Raw genomic sequence first — 17943 nt, 5'->3', positions numbered from 1 at the left:
TTTTAAGTGGAAAGGCGCCTTGGCAATTTACAAAACTTGCCGGGCCTATTCAAAGCAAGGTTGACGGAGATAAGGAAACACTGAGTTTCAGCAATAAAAAAGCCGCTTAACAGCGGCTTGTTCGGTTACAGGCGTTCCAGCACTGCGGCGGTAAAGTCTGTGGTTCCGTGGGTACCGCCTAAATCCCTTGTTGTGCGGTCGCCGCTGGCAATCACGTCTTTTAATGCAGCCAGAATTTTTTCGGCTTTGTCTTTCATACCGAGGTATTCCAGCATCTGAATCGAGGCCAGGATCACTGAACTTGGGTTGGCCAGGTTTTTACCGGCTATATCCGGCGCACTGCCGTGTACGGCTTCAAACACAGCGCAGTCTTTACCAATATTGGCACCAGGCGCCATACCCAAACCACCGACTAAACCGGCACAAAGATCAGACAGAATATCGCCAAACAGGTTAGTGGTGACAATCACATCAAACTGTTGCGGGTTCATCACCAGCTGCATACAGGCGTTGTCGACGATCATTTCACTGAACTCGATATCCGGGTAACGGGCGGCAACTTCACGCGCTGTCTTCAGGAACAAACCTGAGGTCGATTTCAGGATGTTGGCTTTGTGCACTGCAGTCACTTTTTTGCGCTTTTCACGACGGGCAGTTTCAAAGGCAAACTCAACAATCTGCTCCGAGCCTTTTTTCGTCACAATGCTCATGGCTTCCGCCACTGTGCCTTCTTCCTTGACGATTTGGCCAGCGCCTGAATACATACCTTCAGTGTTTTCACGGATGGTGATGATGTCGATATTCTCGTAACGGGCTTTGGTGCCTTTAAATGAAATGACCGGCCGTACGTTGGAGTACAGGTTAAATTTCTTGCGCAAGGTCACGTTGATTGAGGTGAACCCTTCACCAACAGGAGTAGTCAGCGGGCCTTTTAAGGTGATTTTATTCCGGGCAATCGCATCCAGAGTGGCTTGAGGTAACAATTCGCCGGTTTTTTCCAGCGCGGTTAACCCTGCATCCACATACTCGTAACTGAAGTTACAACCTACTTTATCCAGAACCTGAATAGCAGCTTCAACAATGCTTGGACCAATGCCGTCACCTTTGATCACGGTAATAGTTTGAGAACTCATAATAATCCTTACGTAGACAGGTTGATGCCAGCACCGTTATTGCTTGAAGTCTTGGGTTTACCCAGAGTGCCGGCCAGAAAAAACGGCGCGAATATACCATTTTTGGTGGTTAGTTTCCACTTTATGCGCTTATTTGCTGGGAAACAGGGTGATTTTGCCGGGTTTCGTTGCCTAATGCTGAAATTAAATTACAAAGAGGTGACAGCTCTGTTGAAGGCTGAGTTGCCGCTACCAGAAGCTGCTGGTAGTGGCTGGCCGGTTTCAACTGGCGCTGACTGCTTTGCTGCAAAAAACGCAGGCTTTGTTCGAGTCGGGCAGGCTCATCGTCAGACACCGCAAACAGGCTGATTGCCAGTTCCATGGCGGCGGCAAGCAGCAGTGCCTGAGGTGATGTCTGGGCGTGCTGAGGCAAGGCCCTGTAGTGTTTTGCCGCGATCAGCCAATCGACCGGGCAGTGCAGATGGACCAGTACTTTGTTCAGCAGCTGCTGGTACTGCGCCTGCTTCCACAACTGCTGCTTTAAATACAGTTCCAGATAGCTGCGCCCCTGAGGGCTGACGAGAGGGTAAAACCTGGCATCATTTTGTTGCCACAAAGGCCAGACACAACACCAGGCCAGCGTATTGGCACTGAAGCTGTTCAGACCAAAAAAGTTCAGTTCCTGGTCGAGTTGCAGCAGTGCCTGTTGCAGCACCAGGCGAAACTGCAGCAACTGATGATGCCAGGGGTGAGCCTGCAGCAGGCAATGTTGAGTCAGCCAGCTTTGCTGCAATACGGCCGGCAGGTTCTGCTGGCCTATCAGGGCGATCGCATGTTTTTCTGACTCCAGCTCCAGCTGATGGCGGCTTAACGCGGACGCCTGCTGTTTCACCAGTGCGGCAAGCTGAGGCTGTTGCTGTAACATCCTGCTTTGTTGACTGACAGTTTGGGCGGTGCTGAGCTGTTGCAGCCAATTCAGGTTTGGCAACTTGTCCGGTGCGGCCAGCTGCACTTCGCTTTCCTGCCAGAAACTGCAATAAAACCAGTCGGTAAAAGTTCTTGGTTGTAGCAGGCTCAGGCCATCGTCAGCTAATTCAACCACCTGACCGAACTCTTTTTGCTGTTTGTTAAAGCAGACCAATCGCAGCAGCCCCTGATGAGGCACCGGGTTTAACAGCATCAGCAATTGCTGTTCTTCATCCTGTAAAAACCGGCCAGTCAGCCAGAGTGAGTCCTGGCTGATGGCTTGCCATAACAACAGTTCTGTCTGATCCGCCTGAGGCAACAACGCAGCACTGATCTGCTCAAGGCCTGGGTAACGGCCAGAGCCCGGCACCATCAGCCGGGCTACTTGCCAGCAAAAACTCACGATCTGAGCTGTGCTGCTGCTTTGCCAGAAGGGACGGTTTTTGGCTTTGTAATCTGTGAGTTTAAAGATTGCGTTCAGGTTCAGTTGCTGACAAAGCTCTGGTTGTTGTTTCAGGCTCAACAGCGCCGGGTAACGCTGCTGGGAGGCACTGAGTTCTGCACTGTCACCAGCCAAGGCCAGTGGTTGCACCAACAAGGCGTGCAGTATCAACAGACACCAGCTGTCCGGCAGTTTCAGGTTGCGTTGCAATAAACAGAGCAAGGCTGTTTGTTTGACGGCCAGTACGGCCAAAATGGACTGTTGTTGTGGTGTCAGAGATAACTGACTGAGCAGCAATGCCGGATGGGTCTGGCTCAGGGCCAGTAAAGCCGCTGCCAGCTGTTGCACCTGACCGGCGCTGACAGGGGTCGAAGCATACAATGCCTCAGCCTGCTGATAGAGCCCGGCCAGCAGGTTCAGCCTTTTATCTGAGCTGGTTGTACTGTTCAATTGCATTTTCGCCTATAGCGACCAGTTGATTGTTTTTAAACAACAGTGCTGTGCATTCATCTTTGGTGGTAATACCGTCGCTTTTGGTTCTGTGCGTCCGGTAATACATCATCTGGTAAATTTGTTCTGACACCAGAATGGCTTCGGTAATGTCGGGCCCGCCAAGAGATGCAATCACGTCAGTCCGGCTTATGGGCTGCTTCATATCCATCTTGTAAATCAGCTTGGTGTTAAAGGCTTCTCTGTCCTGCCAGTCCATTTGATCCGGCTCATCTTTATAAAACAGCAGCACCAAAATTGTCAGGGCCAGATACAACAATATGCCGCTTCCAAGCAGTAACCAGACTTTTTTACTCATCAATCTGCCCTTTGTGGCGAATAACGGAATTGTTGCAGGTTCAGCCCCAGGCGCAGATCCGTTTTCAGGCTAAGGATCTGCATAAAAATCATCAATTCTGCTTTGGCGGCAAGAATTTTCTGCTTCAGCTTTTCCGGGCAGTCCGGATGACTGAGCGCCGTTTTGATATCAGCTCCCAACTGCAACAATTCTGCGGCTGTTTTAGGGCCTATACCCGCAATACCACTAATATTATTCGTTTTATCCCCCACCAGGCTCCAATATCGGACTAACTGCTCCGGCAACACGCCAAATTTCTGCAGCACTGTCGTGGCATTGTGCTGAACCCTGTTGAAGTGGTCATACAACTGTACGCCTGAGGGCAGCAATTGCAGATAACCTTTGTCAGTGGAGACTATGGTGGCCTGTTGCTGATGCTGGCGCATTTGCATGGCCAGGCTGGCTATCAGATCATCGGCTTCCTGCTCAGGCAATTGCACGGAGCTGAAGCCGTGGTCCTGCAGGCGTTGCTGCAGCGCTGGCAGCGCCAGCTGCAAATGCTCCGGCATAGGGTGCCGGTCTGCTTTGTAAGGTGGGTACAACAACGCACGCCAGTTCAGGTGTGGTTGTTCAAATACCAGCGCCAGATGGCTGGGTTCAAACTGACGCACCAGTTTCTTTAACACCAGCAGCACCTGCTCGCTGGTATTAAACAGCAACTGTTCACCTGTGGCGGCTGAGTAAGGTGTAGCAGAGTTCAGAAAAGGCCTTTCCTGTGCGGCATAAAGCCGCCGCACCAGGTTCAGGCCGTCAATCAGTAACAAATGCGCCATGTCATTTCAGTATTTGATAACAGGGCTCGTACTTACTGCCTGGGAGTTTCATCCGGCCCTGTTCAACAAAAGCCTGCAGCAGTTTGTCCATCAGGGCCATCAGTTTGGGTTCGCCCGATAATGTAAAGGGGCCATGCTGGCTGATCGCTTTAATGCCTTCATCTTTGACATTGCCTGCCACTATGCCGGAAAAAGCCCGGCGCAGATTGGCTGCCAGACGGGCCTTATCTTGTTCCAGATGCAGGTCCAGTGCAGCCATATTCTGGTGGGTTGGTGCAAAGGGATGCTGGAAGTCCGGATCTATATGCAAGGTCCAGTTAAAGTGGTAAGCGTCGCTGGTTGTTTTACGGTACTGTCGAACTTCTGCACAACCCTGTTTTAATTTCTGTGCAACGGCGACCGGGTCGTCAATCACAATCTCAATCAGGTTGAGCGCCTCTTTACCCAGAGTTTGTTCAATAAAACTGGCCAGTTCAGCAAAATAAGCGGCACTGCGCTGCGGGCCCGTCAGGATCACAGGTAAGCGCTGCTCTTTGTTTTTTTCATGCAGCATAATGCCAAGCAAATACAACAGTTCTTCTGCGGTGCCGGCACCACCAGGGAAAATAATGATACCGTGGGCCACACGGATAAAAGCTTCCAGCCGTTTTTCAATATCCGGCAGAATCACCAATTCATTCACTATAGGATTGGGTGGTTCTGCGGCAATGATGCTTGGCTCCGTCAGCCCCAGATAGCGGCCTTGGGGATTGCGCTGCTTGGCGTGACCTATAGTGGCACCTTTCATGGGGCCCTTCATGGCTCCGGGACCACAACCTGTACAGATATTCAGGCCACGTAAACCCAGCTGATAACCCACCTCTTTGGTGTATTTGTATTCCACTTCGTTGATCGAGTGCCCGCCCCAGCAGACGATCATGCTGGGTTCAATACTGGCATCAATCACCCTGGCGTTACGCAGAATATCGTAAACCGAATGGGTGATATGGTCAGTGTTGCTTAAATCCAGCCGGTTCGCGTGGGTTAATTGGGTGTGGTAAAACAAGATGTCGCGCAGCACGGCAAATAAATGCTCATGAATACCACGAATGATCTGACCATCCACAAAAGCCGACTGCGGAGGGTTAAACAACTCAATTTTGATCCCTCGTTCACGCGCAATCAGATTGACGTCAAAATCTTTAAACTGCTGGTATATTTCGGCGGAACTGTCGGTATGACTGCCCACATTCAAGACGGCCAGACAGCAGTTGCGAAATAACTGAAAAGCGTCAGCACTGGTGTTGGATTTAAGGCGGTCAACTTCCAGTTGAGACAATAACGACATGGCCCCCAGGGGGTTTAACTGTACGTGCATAGATGACATCCTTATGCTTTGGCTGAGTAGGGCGGCACGATTTCAGGAGCTAGCCTGAAACCTTGGCTCGCACTAAGGTTTTAGCACCACTCTGTCCCGTCCGGCGCGCTTGGCTTCATATAAAGCTTCATCAGCCCGGTCAAACGCCGCTCTGTTGGTATCCGAGGCTTTGAGTTCAGTGGCACCAAAAGAAATAGAGATAGGGACGTTTTTGTCTTTAAACTTAAACGGAATTTTTTTAATACGTTCCCGCAGATGATTCAGTGGCAGGTTTAATTCCCCCAGGCTGGTTTCCGGAAACAGAATAATAAATTCTTCTCCGCCATAGCGGGCGATAAAGTCAGTGTCGCGCAGGCTTTGTTTTAAGGCCTGGGCTATGACTTTTAAGGTTTTATCTCCAGCGCTATGCCCGTAGTTGTCATTGATCTGTTTAAAGAAATCGACGTCAGCCAGGGCGATGGTTAAAGGCTTACCATAACGCTGCCAGCGGCGGATCTCCAGTTCAAAACGTTCGTCAAAAGCAGCACGGTTAGGCAGTTCAGTCAGAGCGTCCTGCAGGCTGCGGAACTTTTGTTCGGACAGGCGTTTTTTAAACTGGCGGGCTTCGTCTTCAAGTTCTGCCAGCCGTTGTTCCATGCTTTTTAAGGTGCTCAGGATCAGCTCACGCTCATCTTTTTCCAGCGCTTCTTTCTCTTTCAGTGAGAGACTGATAGCGCCGAGCTTATGGCTGACTAACTGCTGCAATTGTTCCAGTGACGTTGCGTTTTTACTTTCAGCGGACAGGGCATCAATTTGTTGTTCTATCTGCTGGTTCAGTTGCGTCAGTTTGTCGCGGAAATTCTGGCTGCCGCTCAGCGACGACAACAGGTTCTTTTGCACTGTGTTCAGCGCATCATTCAGTTTCAGCAGAAAATGTTGGGCAGACTGTCGCTCGTCAGTGACCGAGGCAATGATAATTTCAATGGTACGCAGGCAGCATTCCAGCAGCACCTCAATGTTGATATCAGACAGCAGGGTCAGACGGATTTTTTCGACATCAGCGGCATATTTGGCTTCAAAGGCCAGTTCACTGAGCAGATTGGTCAGCTCCACGGAGATCTGACGGCAAACATGCTGGTATCTGTGCTCGTCGGTCAGGCCGGCTTCCTGCTGTTGCTTGGTGCCCAAAGCAGTCTGGTACAGCTCAGTCAGTGCGGTAATATGAGGTAAAAACCCATGCACTGTGGCTGAAGGCTCATCGACCCGGTTTAATAATTCCCGTAAATCACGCCTTAGTTGATCCGGCAATCCCCGTTGTTTTTGCAGCAATTTACCTGCTTCTGACAGAGTGTTTTGCGCTTTTTTCAGGTCTTGCTGCTGTTTGGTTTCCAGCAATTTCAACGATTCGGACGTGGATTCGACCAGCGGCAGAATTTTTTCCAGATCGGTGCTGCGGTTAAACTCCTGGCGTAGTTTGGCCAGCTTGTTATCCAGCTCTATATCAATACCTTTGCAGGTCAAGGACAGGCGGGCTACAAACTGGGACAGAATTTTAAACTGGGATTCGTAGGTGTCTTCTAATTGCTTGCGCGCCTTCAGAGCACTCGCCAACTGCAGTTTCAGGTCGTTTGGTTGTTCGGCCACTCGTATTACTCTCCGCGCACAGAAATACGGCTTATTCTGGCCTAAGTATATCCGGATTGACTTTAAAAGCGACAGTAGTCAATTGAAAAAAATGAAAAAAACGGACCGCAAGGGTCCGTTTCATCAGCAATTGTAGGGTATGTTTGACCGGTTACTTTTTGGTTAAATAGTAGGGTAACCAGTTTTGTTCTTCGGCAGAGGTCAGATAGTTCATAGTGTTCTCTTTAAATCTGCTTTTATTTGTCCGGTTGGACCTGGCGTATTAAACCAGAGGACTGAACAAAAGTAAAAGTTAATTTGAAAGTTTTCATGGTGAATTACATTTTTTTTGATCGCTTCAAGCCAGCTTCCTGCCGCCTGGAAAGGGTAAGTTATTGGATTTATGGTATCTTTGCTGTATTCGTTCTGGAGGTGTCGTTTGAAGTTTCTGAAAGTTTTTTGTGTGTTGATCAGTTTGCTGTCGCTGAGTTGCTGGGCGCAGGTGCAGTATCAAATCCGTATCGAGCAGCCAGAGCACCATCTGGCTCAGGTCCAAATGCGTTTTGAACAGCCCACAGTCGGAGCTGTCACGCTGCATTTACCCGCCTGGCGCAGCGGAAAATACCAAATTATGGACCTGGCCAATGGGGTCAGTCTGTTTAATGCCAAGATGGCAGATGGCACTGCTGTTCCGTTTGTGAAAACAGAAAAAAGCAGCTGGCGGCTGCAAGTGCCAGTTGCAGGGGAACTGGTGGTCAGCTACCAGATTTATGCCAATCAGCTGGGGGGGCGTACACGCCATATTGATGAAACCCATGCCTATATCAATGCCAGTGCTTACCTGATGTACTCAGAGCACACCAAAGCATTGCCGTTGCAGGTTGAACTGCAGGTGCCGCAAGGCTGGAAATCCTATTCCGGTATGCAGCGAGGTGCAGAGGAACACAGCTTTATCGCCGCCAACTATGACGTGGTCGCCGATTCTCCGATTGAAACTGGTGTAAGCCAGTACCGCAGTTTCACTGTCGATGGCAGAAAGTACGAGCTGGTGTTGTGGGGGGAAGGCAACTACAACCCCGACCAAATGCAGACCGATTTGAGTAAGCTGGTGGCGCAGGCCGACAGCATCTGGTCTGGTTACCCTTACCAGAATTACCTCTTTATTGTGCATGCAACGGACGGAGTACGTGGCGCCACAGAGCACTTAAATTCCACTGTGATCCAACGTGACCGTTTTAGTTTTGCCAGCCGTACGGATTACCTGGAGTTTTTAAGCACGGCGTCCCATGAACTGGTGCATACCTGGAACGTTAAAGCGTACCGGCCTGCCGAACTGGTGCCCTACGACTACCTGAACCCGAATTACAGCAGGTTGTTGTGGATCTCCGAAGGCAGCACCAGTTACTTCCAGAACCAGTTGCTGCTGCGTGCCGGCCTGATGAGCAAAACCGAGTTTTACGCTGATATTGCCAAGCGTTTGCAGCGTTTCCTGCAGACGCCGGGGCGCGAACTGCAGTCAGTCGCTGAAAGCAGTTTTGATAACTGGATAGCTTTGGGTGGCGACCATGCGCTGAACTTCAGTGTGAATATTTACAGTGAAGGTTACCTTGCCAGCTGGTTGCTGGACTTGTGGCTGCTCGAGCATTCAGACCGTGAGGCCAGCTACCGCGCGCTGCATAACCAGCTGTATCAGCGTTTTGGCAAAACCACCGCCTTTACGGCAGAGGATGTACAAAAAATTGCGTTGGATTTAACAGGCTCGTCCTTGCAGCCATTTTGGGCGACTCAGGTCGAGCAACCTTTAAACTTCCAGCCTGCGGAGCTGTTGAAAGCCTTTGGTCTAGAATGGCAGCCAGGCAAAGAGCAGGAGATTTATACGGGTGTCAGCAGCGCTGAGCATATGGGTTTTTCGTTGCTGAAAACTGTCGAGCGTGGCTCTGCAGCCTGGAACGCCGGTCTGACAGCGGAGGATCTGGTGGTGGCGGTGAATGGCCTGCAACTGAAAAAGGGGCTGGCGGAGCGGCTGAAAGACTTTAAGGCAGGCGACAAAGTGCTGCTGAACTTCTTCCGCCAGGGCCGGCTGCAGCAAACCGAACTGGTGCTGCAACAAAAAGCCAAAGGCCCTGGCCAGGTGGTACCTGTCGCCAAACCAAGCCGGGCACAAAAAGCCATGCACCAGGCCTGGTTGGGTGTGGCGTTGTAAATTCAAACCAGCAAGGACGAAAAAGCCAGCGTCAATAGCTGGCTTTTTTGTCAGCGGCTCAGGCTGTTATTCGACACTGCGCAACAGGGCATTAATGCCGACTTTAGCGCGGGTCTGTGCGTCTACTTTTTTCACGATAATAGCGGCATACAGACTGTGTGAACCATCCTTGGACGGGATAGAACCAGGCACTACCACAGCACCTGCAGGCACCCGGCCATAGCTGATTTCACCGGTTTCACGGTCATAAATACGGGTGGACTGGCTGATATAGACTCCCATAGACAAGACGGCGCCTTCTTCCACTATCACGCCTTCCACCACTTCAGAGCGGGCACCGATAAAGCAGTTGTCTTCAATAATAGTTGGGTTGGCCTGCAGCGGCTCTAACACGCCACCAATACCCACACCACCAGACAGATGGACGTTTTTACCGATTTGAGCACAGGAACCGACAGTGGCCCAGGTGTCCACCATAGTGCCTTCGCCAACATAAGCGCCGATATTGACGTAAGAGGGCATCAGCACTACGTTTTTGTCGATAAAGCTGCCTTTACGCACTGCGGCCGGTGGCACCACACGCATGCCTTCGGCGACAAAACGTTCATGGCTATAATCGGCAAATTTCATTGGTACTTTGTCGAAGAAACGGTTTTCGGCCCCGTCCATCACCTGGTTGTCATTGATACGAAACGACAACAACACGGCTTTTTTCAGCCACTGATGGGTAACCCATTCACCGGCGATTTTTTCCGCCACCCGGGCTTTGCCGCTGTCCAGTAACTCAATGGCCTGCATCACGGCGTTTTTCACTTCTGCCGTGACTGTTGCTGGCGTAATGGCCATACGGTTGTCAAAGGCGGTTTCAATGATGCTTTTTAACTCTGTCAAAATATCAGTCCTCAGTCTGTGGAGTTAATTGCTCGACCAGCACCTGACGCAGCCGGGCTTGTTGCTCGGCATCCAGCGCCTGATCCTGGCGGGTAGAAATCATAAAAAAGTCTTCAGCTTTTTCCCCAATGGTGGTGATTTTGGCCGCATGAATGCTGACCTCACATTGTTGAAATACCGCACTCAGATTGGCCAGCAAGCCCGGCATATCCAAAGCAGTAATTTCCAGCATGGTGCGGTGTTTGTTCTGAGCCGGTAAGAACACCACTTTGGGTGGCACTGTAAAAGAGCGCATCTGGCGCGACAGCCGTTGTTTGCCATGGCTGGTTGTGCCTTTACCCTGAATAAAAGTTTCCAGCGCCCGTTTTAAACTTTGCAGGCGGGAAGGCGAGGTGACTGGTTCGCCGTTTTGCTCCAGTACCACAAAGGTGTCCATGGCATAACCATCTTTGCTGGTCATGATCTGGGCGTCGTAAATGGTGACCTTTTTGCTGTCGAGCGCCGCCACCAAGCGGGCAAACAAGCCTTCCTGATCCGGCGTGTAAACAAAGACCTGGGTGCTGCCACGGTAGGGCGTTTTATCCACCAGCACCAAAGGCTCTTTCGGGTCTTTGTGACGCAGAATATGTTCAGAATGCCAGACAATTTGTTTCGGACTGTAGCGGGCAAAGTAGTCGGCTTTGACACGGCTCCACTGGTTCAGCACTTCATGTTCGGTGAAGCCTTGTTTTTGCAGAAGCTTCATGGCCTCGGCCTGATTTTCTCGGATTAAATCACGCAGATCTATAGGTTTTTCCAGGCCACGGCGCAGCGCTTTTTGGGTGCCGAGGAACAGCTCGCGCAGCAAAGACCCTTTCCAGTCGTTCCACAAATTGTCGTTGGTGGCGCGGATATCGGCCAGTGTCAGACAATAGAGGTAGTTCAGCCGCGTCTCGTCACGCACCTTTTCAGCAAACTCTGCAATCACTGCAGGGTCATGAATGTCGCGACGCTGCGCAGTGACCGACATCAGCAAGTGGCTTTCCACCAGCCAGGCCAGCAGTTTGCTGTCAAAGTCGCTTAGTTTATGCAGCTTGCCAAATTCCCGGGCGTCCAGAGAACCCAGCTCGGAGTGGTCACCACCGCGGCCTTTGGCGATGTCATGGAAAATGCCGGCCAGGTACAACAGCTCGGGTTTTTCCATCCGCTTGACAATTTCAGTGCAGAGCGGAAATTCGTTTTCAAAACCCGCCTGGCTATAGCGGTACAGGTTTTTCAGCACCCTGTGGGTGTGTTCATCCACCGTATAGGCATGGAACAAATCAAACTGCATCTGGCCGACAATGTTACGCCAGGCAGGCAGGTAAGCCGCCAGAATACCGTGACGGTGCATCAGGGTAATGGCTCTGTCCATGCCACGTGGGTGGCGCATAATGGTGAGGAATAACTGGCGGCAGGCTTCATAATCCTGCAAATCGCCCATCAGACGGCGGCGTACGAGGCGTAACAAACGAATGGTGTCTGAGTGAATACCGGTGATGTTGGAGTTATTGGCAATATGCCAGAACAGCCGCAGAATGTTTTCGCGCCGGGCAAAGACGGCGTTGTCGGTCGCACGGATCAGCGGGCCGACCAGCTCGAAATAGTCGTCCAGTTTCAATTGCTTAAACTTGGCGTGGCTGTTCAGAATGCTGACTTCAAAGTGCTGCAGCAGCATGTCGTTCAGCTCGGTAACGCGCTGCACTGTCTGAAAGAAACGCTTCATCATGCGCTCAACCGAGGCTTTGCCATCATCACCAAAGCCCAGCCGCTGCGCGACCGCTGGCTGGTAATCAAACAAAATGCGGTTTTCGTTGCGGCCCGATTCAACATGCAGCGCAAAACGCATTTGCCATAAATAGGCCTCACACTCCATCAGTTCCTGGTATTCATCTTCAGTCAGGTACTGATAAGCCACCAGCTCCCGCATGGTGCGGGTATTAAAGTGTTTTTTCGCCACCCAGCCAATGGTCTGGATATCGCGCAGGCCTCCCGGGTTGGCTTTTAAATTCGGTTCCAGGTTATAGGCGGTGCCATGGTACTGCGCATGGCGCTGCTGCTGCTCATCGCGTTTGGCCTGAAAGAACTTTTGTGAGCTCCAGAAACTGTCTTTACTGATCTGTTGTTGCAACTCAGCAAACAGCTCTTTACTGCCGGTCAACAGGCGCATTTCCATCAGGTTGGTGGCTATGGTGATGTCATCTTTACCCAGACTGACGGTTTCTTTCACAGTGCGTACGCTGTGGCCGACCTCCAGCCGTAAGTCCCACAGCAGGGTAATAAACTGACTGATTTGCTCTTGCTGCTGCGCGTTGGGCCGGCTTTCAGTCAGTAGCAATAAGTCGATGTCTGAGCAGGGGTGCAGCTCGCCACGGCCATAACCGCCGACGGCAATCAGCGCATAGTGTTTGTGTTTGGACAGACCAAAATGTTGCCAGAGTGCGCATAAGGCGTCGTCGACAAAACGGGCACGGGCTTTGACCAGACTGGCGATGGTCTGGTGCTCAAAGGCCACTTTCAGCCAGTCGTTAAAGTCGGCAAAATGCTTTTTGTAGCTGTCCAGGCTGCAGCTGGCAGGTAAAGACTTGTTGAATGCCAATGCCATATTCATCGCTTTACCTCATCATTGCCGCCAGAGGGTCAGCTGGCGGTCAGGATCCGTTCAATGGTGTCGTCCTGACGTAAGGTCAGAACTTCGCAGCCGGTTTCAGTGACCAGAATGGTGTGTTCAAACTGCGCAGATAAACTACGATCTTTGGTGATAACCGTCCAGCCGTCTTTCATCAATTTGCTGTGGCGTTGACCCGCGTTAATCATCGGCTCTATGGTAATGGTCATGCCAGCTTTTAATACTTCACCTGTGCCAGGACGGCCGTAGTGCAACACCTGCGGGTCTTCATGAAAGGTGGCGCCAATGCCGTGGCCGCAGTATTCGCGCACCACTGAGTAGCTGTGTTTTTCGGCGTGTTGCTGGATCACATGGCCAATATCGCCCAAACGGGCGCCATCTTTCACTTTCTTCAGACCCAGGTACAGGCATTCCTGCGTCACTTTAATTAATCGGTCGGCCAGAATGCTTGGTTTGCCAACCACAAACATTTTGGAGGTATCGCCGTGGTAACCGTCTTTAATGACCGTGATATCAATATTGATAATGTCGCCGTCTTTCAGTTTTTTATCGTCGGACGGAATGCCGTGACAAATGACATGGTTGACTGAGGTACAAATAGATTTTGGAAACCCATGGTAGTTCAGCGGGGCAGGAATGGCCTGTTGCACATTGACGATATAGTCGTGGCAAATCCGGTTCAGCTCTTCTGTGGTGACGCCAGCCACCACATGCGGCTCAATCATCTCCAGCACTTCGGCGGCCAGACGACCAGCGACACGCATTTTTTCAATTTGATCCGGGGTTTTGATGGTGGCGGCCATGGGGTTCTCTCTGCTGCAAAATTACACAATGGATTGTGTTTCAAGGGGGCATATGGTATAAAGCGCGCCGCAATTTGGCAAATCGGATTCGGTGAGTCAGTTGCATAACTGCGGCAAAGTTGCCGCGAATTAAATAACACACATACATCGACACATAAGCCGGGGTGCCAATACGCCAAGCGTAACGGTCGGCTCTATGGGATGTATGGAGGCCCAACCCCATTAGAGGACTATTCTAAATGGCAAAAGTTTCTATGCGCGATATGCTCCAGGCGGGCGTACACTTCGGTCACCAAACCCGTTACTGGAACCCAAAAATGAAGCCGTTCATTTTCGGTGCCCGTAACCGCGTTCACATCATCAACCTGGAACAAACTGTTCCTATGATGAACGACGCTCTGGCTTTCATCCAGTCAGTGGCTGCGAAGAAAGGCAAAATCCTGTTTGTTGGTACTAAGCGTGCTGCCTCTGAAGCAATCAAAGAAGCTGCTTTGCAATCTGACCAGTACTATGTCAACCACCGCTGGTTAGGCGGTATGCTGACTAACTGGAAAACTGTTCGTCAGTCAATCAAGCGTTTAAAAGACCTGGAAGCGCAAAGCCAGGACGGTACTTTCGACAAGCTGACTAAAAAAGAAGCTTTAGACCGTACCCGCGAGATGGACAAGCTGGAAAAGAGCTTAGGCGGTATCAAAGATATGGGCGGTTTGCCTGACGTTCTGTTCGTGATCGACGCTGACCACGAGCACATCGCCATCAAAGAAGCCAACAACCTGGGTATCCCTGTCGTTGCTGTAGTTGATACCAACTCAGATCCAAAAGGCGTTGATTTTGTAATCCCTGGTAACGATGACGCGATCCGCGCTATCCAGTTATACCTGGGTGTTGTCAACCAGGCCGTCGCTGAAGGTCGCAGCAAAAACATCGAAGTTCAGGCTGAAGCCGAAACTTTCGTCGCTGCTGAATAATTGCAGTGAATTGCCGCCTTTGTCATAAAGGCGGCATCTGGCATTTATATGCTCACGGGGGCGCAAGCCCCTGTTTGTTTATCCCAAATTTTGCGAGGAATTCCCATGGCCGTATCAGCTGCCTTAGTAAAAGAATTACGCGAGCGCACCGCCGCTGGCATGATGGATTGTAAAAAAGCATTGGAAGAAACCGCTGGTGATATCGAAGCGGCCATCGAACTGATGCGTAAAAATGGTCAGGCTAAAGCTGCCAAGAAAGCTGGCCGTATTGCTGCTGAAGGTGTGGTACTGACCCGCGTTGGTAACGGCTTCGGTATTGCTATCGAATTCAACTGTGAAACTGACTTCGTTGCCCGTGATGCCAGCTTCCTGGCGTTCGCTAACGCAGTGTCAGATCTGGCTCACGCCAACAAACTGCTGACTGTAGACGCCATCAACGCTGCTTCTTTAGGCGAAGCTACTGTGGAAGAAACCCGCGCTACTCTGGTCGCTAAAATCGGTGAGAACATCAACATCCGTCGTATCAACCTGGTTGAAGGCGCCGTGATCGGTTCTTACATCCACTCAGGCCGTATCGGTGTTCTGACTGTACTGGAAGGCGGTAACGAAGAGATCGCAAAAGACGTGGCTATGCACGTTGCTGCGAACAACCCATCTTACCTGACGCCAGAAGACGTGCCAGCTGAAGTTGTTGCCAAAGAGCAGGAAATTCAGATTGAAATCGCGATCAACAGCGGCAAGCCAAAAGAAATCGCTGAGAAGATGGTTGCTGGTCGTATGACCAAGTTCACCGGCGAAGTCTCTCTGACCGGTCAGCCGTTCGTGAAAGATCCAGCCATCACTACGGGTGAATTCCTGAAGCAAAATGGCGCGAAAGCGACCAGCTTCATCCGTATGGAAGTAGGTGAAGGTATCGAGAAGCAGGAAACTGACTTCGCTGCCGAAGTAGCTGCTCAGATCGCTGCTGCCAAGAAGTAATTGCTGCTTTAGCAATACTTCGAAACCAGCTAGAATAACCGCGACCGCGCCAAGCGCCGTCGCGGTTTTCTTTTATCCAAAGATAGAAAAGCCAGGCCCTCACTGCCTGCGCTGAAAACCGACACCGGATATCTAACAACAGAGAAGAAGAGGACTCCATGAGCAATCCAAAACCAGCCTATAGAAGAATACTGTTAAAGCTGAGCGGCGAAGCCCTGATGGGGGAAGAAGGCTTTGGTATCGACCCCAAAGTGCTGGACCGGATGGCCACAGAAATTAAAGAACTGGTGGAGTTGGGTGTTCAGGTTGCCATTGTGATCGGTGGTGGTAATATTTTCCGTGGTGAAGGCCTGGCTAAAGCTGGCATGAACCGGGTGGTCGGTGACCATATGGGTATGCTGGCCACTGTGATGAACGGTCTGGCGATGCGTGATGCGCTGCACCGTGCTTTTGTCAACGCCCGCCTGATGTCAGCTATTCCTCTGAATGGCGTCTGTGATGACTACAACTGGGCCGAAGCCATCAGCCTGCTGAAATCCGGCCGGGTGGTGATTTTCTCTGCCGGTACCGGCAACCCGTTTTTTACCACGGACTCTGCGGCTTGTTTACGTGGTATCGAAATTGAAGCCGACGCCGTATTAAAAGCGACCAAGGTCAATGGTGTGTATTCGGCTGATCCGGTGAAAGACCCTGCTGCCACTATGTACAGCAAGCTGACTTATACAGAAGTTCTGGAAAAGGAGCTGAAAGTGATGGATTTAGCCGCTTTTACGCTGGCGCGTGACCATAACCTGCAAATTCGGGTCTTCAATATGAACACTCCGGGCGCACTGAAACGTGTGGTACTGGGTGAAGAAGAAGGCACAGTGATCGACCACGCCGAAAAATTACAGTAAACTGACCGCCATTTTTTGGTGAAGCAGAATTAAGGAATAGCCAAAGTGATTAACGATATTCTCCAAGACAGCAAAACCCGGATGGAAAAAAGCGTGGACGCGCTGAAGAATCAACTTTCCAAAATTCGCACCGGTCGTGCTCACCCAAGCTTGCTGGATGGCATCCAGGTGTCTTATTACGGTGCTGATACCCCACTGCGCCAGTGCGCCAACGTCTCAGTGGAAGACGCCCGTACCCTGATGATTACCGTCTTTGATAAAAGCCTGATCCAGGCGGTAGAAAAAGCCATTCTGATGTCTGATTTAGGCCTGAACCCGGTGAGTGCTGGCACCACCATGCGTATTCCTCTGCCGCCGCTGACTGAAGAGCGTCGCAAAGATCTGGTGAAAGTGGTACGTGGTGAAGCGGAAGGCGCCCGTGTTGCTGTACGTAATATCCGCCGTGATGCCAATGCAGATTTAAAAGCGCTGTTAAAAGACAAAGAAATCAGTGAAGATGATGAGCGTCGTGCATCAGACGAGATCCAGAAAATTACCGACCTGTGGGTAAAAAAGGTCGATGAAGTTCTGGCTGCAAAAGAAAAAGAACTGATGGAAGTTTAATTGGTCATAGACCAATTGGTGAAACAAGCGCCGTGGGAGCAACACTTCGCGGCGTTTTTTATTGCGGTTATAAGGTCAGTATTCAATGACAGAGGTGCAACAGGCATTAGAACATGCCTTGCCACAACATGTTGCCATTATTATGGACGGCAACGGACGCTGGGCAGAGCGGCAGGGTAAACCGCGGGTCTGGGGTCATAAAAAAGGGGTGGACGCGGTGCGGCGGGCAGTCAGCTTTTGCCGTAAACTGGGCATCCGCTCTTTGACCTTATTTGCCTTCAGCAGCGAAAACTGGCGTCGTCCGGAAGATGAAGTGTCGGGTTTAATGCAGCTGTTTTTACTGGTTTTGCAGCAGGAAGCCAAAAGCCTGCACAAAAACAATGTCCGGTTGAACATTATTGGTGACTTGTCACCATTTAGCGAAAAACTAAAACAACATATTAAAGAAGCGCAACAGCTTACCGCCGGCAATACCGCCTTAACCCTGAATGTGGCTGCCAATTATGGCGGGCGCTGGGATATGGTGAATGCGGCTCAGCAGCTGGCCCGTCAGGTTGCCGAAGGGCAATTGAGCCCGGAGCAAATCACTGAGCAGCAGTTGGGACAATTCGTTCAGATGGCTGACCAGCCAGAGCTCGATTTGTTGATCCGCACAGGCGGTGACATCCGCATCAGCAATTTTTTGCTGTGGCAGGCTGCTTATGCGGAGCTCTGGTTCACTGACACTTTGTGGCCGGATTTTGACGAGCAGGTGTTTTCTGAGGCGTTAGCAGCCTTTGCCTGCCGGGAACGGCGTTTTGGTTGCACCGGTGCCCAGATCCGTGAGCTGGCTATGCGCTCGATACAAGGATAACA

At 51.0% G+C, this 17943-nt stretch carries 15 protein-coding genes; 6 read left to right on the top strand and 9 right to left on the bottom strand.

Annotation, left to right across the window (positions count from 1 at the left end; translation table 11 throughout):
* Positions 1-125: 125 nt before the first annotated feature.
* From WKJ03_RS03060 to WKJ03_RS03035, 6 genes are all read right to left on the bottom strand, one after another.
* Positions 126-1133, bottom strand: a complete 1008-nt coding sequence (locus WKJ03_RS03060) for an isocitrate dehydrogenase (RefSeq protein ID WP_337840679.1) — start codon at positions 1131-1133, stop codon at positions 126-128.
* Positions 1134-1254: 121 nt separating this feature from the next.
* Positions 1255-2970 (bottom strand): hypothetical protein, encoded by a 1716-nt coding sequence (locus tag WKJ03_RS03055; RefSeq protein WP_337840678.1) that lies wholly within the window; start codon positions 2968-2970, stop codon positions 1255-1257.
* Positions 2945-3328 carry a DUF3192 domain-containing protein gene (locus tag WKJ03_RS03050; RefSeq protein WP_337840677.1) on the bottom strand — a complete coding sequence of 128 codons (384 nt, stop codon included), beginning with the start codon at positions 3326-3328 and terminating at the stop codon, positions 2945-2947. The genes WKJ03_RS03055 and WKJ03_RS03050 overlap by 26 nt, the downstream gene beginning before the upstream one ends.
* The gene (gene xni / locus WKJ03_RS03045) at positions 3328-4140 is read right to left on the bottom strand and encodes a flap endonuclease Xni (RefSeq protein ID WP_337840676.1); all 813 of its coding nucleotides are present in this window, start codon (positions 4138-4140) and stop codon (positions 3328-3330) included. The genes WKJ03_RS03050 and xni overlap by 1 nt, the downstream gene beginning before the upstream one ends.
* A gap of 1 nt (position 4141) precedes the next feature.
* Complete coding sequence (gene ppnN / locus WKJ03_RS03040) at positions 4142-5497, bottom strand: nucleotide 5'-monophosphate nucleosidase PpnN (RefSeq protein ID WP_337840675.1); 1356 nt, start codon at positions 5495-5497, stop codon at positions 4142-4144.
* Between the two features lie 72 nt (positions 5498-5569).
* Positions 5570-7120, bottom strand: a complete 1551-nt coding sequence (locus WKJ03_RS03035) for a diguanylate cyclase (RefSeq protein WP_337840674.1) — start codon at positions 7118-7120, stop codon at positions 5570-5572.
* A gap of 418 nt (positions 7121-7538) precedes the next feature.
* Between WKJ03_RS03035 and WKJ03_RS03030 the strand changes: the two genes are divergently transcribed.
* Positions 7539-9302, top strand: coding sequence for a M61 family peptidase (locus WKJ03_RS03030; protein WP_337840673.1), 1764 nt, complete (start codon positions 7539-7541; stop codon positions 9300-9302).
* Positions 9303-9368: 66 nt separating this feature from the next.
* Here the strand turns inward: WKJ03_RS03030 and dapD are convergent, their stop codons facing one another.
* From dapD to map, 3 genes are read right to left on the bottom strand one after another with little or no spacing between them, the layout of a single operon-like run.
* A complete protein-coding gene (gene dapD / locus WKJ03_RS03025; protein ID WP_337840672.1) occupies positions 9369-10193 on the bottom strand; it encodes a 2,3,4,5-tetrahydropyridine-2,6-dicarboxylate N-succinyltransferase in 825 nt (274 codons plus the stop codon).
* Positions 10194-10197: 4 nt separating this feature from the next.
* Positions 10198-12822, bottom strand: a complete 2625-nt coding sequence (glnD, locus tag WKJ03_RS03020) for a [protein-PII] uridylyltransferase (protein ID WP_337840671.1) — start codon at positions 12820-12822, stop codon at positions 10198-10200.
* Positions 12823-12851: 29 nt separating this feature from the next.
* Positions 12852-13643 carry a type I methionyl aminopeptidase gene (gene map / locus WKJ03_RS03015; RefSeq protein WP_337840670.1) on the bottom strand — a complete coding sequence of 264 codons (792 nt, stop codon included), beginning with the start codon at positions 13641-13643 and terminating at the stop codon, positions 12852-12854.
* A 239-nt stretch (positions 13644-13882) separates the two neighbouring features.
* Here map and rpsB point away from each other — a divergent pair, with 239 nt between their 5' ends.
* From rpsB to uppS, 5 genes are all read left to right on the top strand, one after another.
* Entirely contained in the window at positions 13883-14611 is a 729-nt protein-coding gene (gene rpsB, locus WKJ03_RS03010) for a 30S ribosomal protein S2 (protein WP_337840669.1), read from the top strand.
* 105 nt (positions 14612-14716) lie between these two features.
* Complete coding sequence (tsf, locus tag WKJ03_RS03005) at positions 14717-15589, top strand: translation elongation factor Ts (protein WP_337840668.1); 873 nt, start codon at positions 14717-14719, stop codon at positions 15587-15589.
* 158 nt (positions 15590-15747) lie between these two features.
* On the top strand, positions 15748-16485 hold the full coding sequence (gene pyrH, locus WKJ03_RS03000; protein WP_337840667.1) for a UMP kinase: 738 nt from the start codon (positions 15748-15750) through the stop codon (positions 16483-16485).
* Positions 16486-16530: 45 nt separating this feature from the next.
* Positions 16531-17088 carry a ribosome recycling factor gene (frr, locus tag WKJ03_RS02995; RefSeq protein ID WP_337840666.1) on the top strand — a complete coding sequence of 186 codons (558 nt, stop codon included), beginning with the start codon at positions 16531-16533 and terminating at the stop codon, positions 17086-17088.
* An 85-nt stretch (positions 17089-17173) separates the two neighbouring features.
* Positions 17174-17941 carry a polyprenyl diphosphate synthase gene (gene uppS / locus WKJ03_RS02990; protein WP_337840665.1) on the top strand — a complete coding sequence of 256 codons (768 nt, stop codon included), beginning with the start codon at positions 17174-17176 and terminating at the stop codon, positions 17939-17941.
* Positions 17942-17943 lie beyond the last annotated feature (2 nt).

The organism is Rheinheimera sp. (assembly GCF_037442525.1).
Classification (GTDB): domain Bacteria; phylum Pseudomonadota; class Gammaproteobacteria; order Enterobacterales; family Alteromonadaceae; genus Pararheinheimera.
This window is presented reverse-complemented; position numbering and strand designations above follow the sequence as displayed.

Bases quoted from the DNA above. Each gene is read 5' to 3' on its own strand.
- WKJ03_RS03050 (WP_337840677.1), bottom strand. From the start codon at position 3,328: ATGAGTAAAAAAGTCTGGTTACTGCTTGGAAGCGGCATATTGTTGTAT.
- rpsB (WP_337840669.1), top strand. From the start codon at position 13,883: ATGGCAAAAGTTTCTATGCGCGATATGCTCCAGGCGGGCGTACACTTC.
- tsf (WP_337840668.1), top strand. From the start codon at position 14,717: ATGGCCGTATCAGCTGCCTTAGTAAAAGAATTACGCGAGCGCACCGCC.
- glnD (WP_337840671.1), bottom strand. From the start codon at position 12,822: ATGAATATGGCATTGGCATTCAACAAGTCTTTACCTGCCAGCTGCAGC.
- pyrH (WP_337840667.1), top strand. From the start codon at position 15,748: ATGAGCAATCCAAAACCAGCCTATAGAAGAATACTGTTAAAGCTGAGC.
- ppnN (WP_337840675.1), bottom strand. From the start codon at position 5,497: ATGCACGTACAGTTAAACCCCCTGGGGGCCATGTCGTTATTGTCTCAA.
- map (WP_337840670.1), bottom strand. From the start codon at position 13,643: ATGGCCGCCACCATCAAAACCCCGGATCAAATTGAAAAAATGCGTGTC.
- xni (WP_337840676.1), bottom strand. From the start codon at position 4,140: ATGGCGCATTTGTTACTGATTGACGGCCTGAACCTGGTGCGGCGGCTT.
- WKJ03_RS03060 (WP_337840679.1), bottom strand. From the start codon at position 1,133: ATGAGTTCTCAAACTATTACCGTGATCAAAGGTGACGGCATTGGTCCA.
- uppS (WP_337840665.1), top strand. From the start codon at position 17,174: ATGACAGAGGTGCAACAGGCATTAGAACATGCCTTGCCACAACATGTT.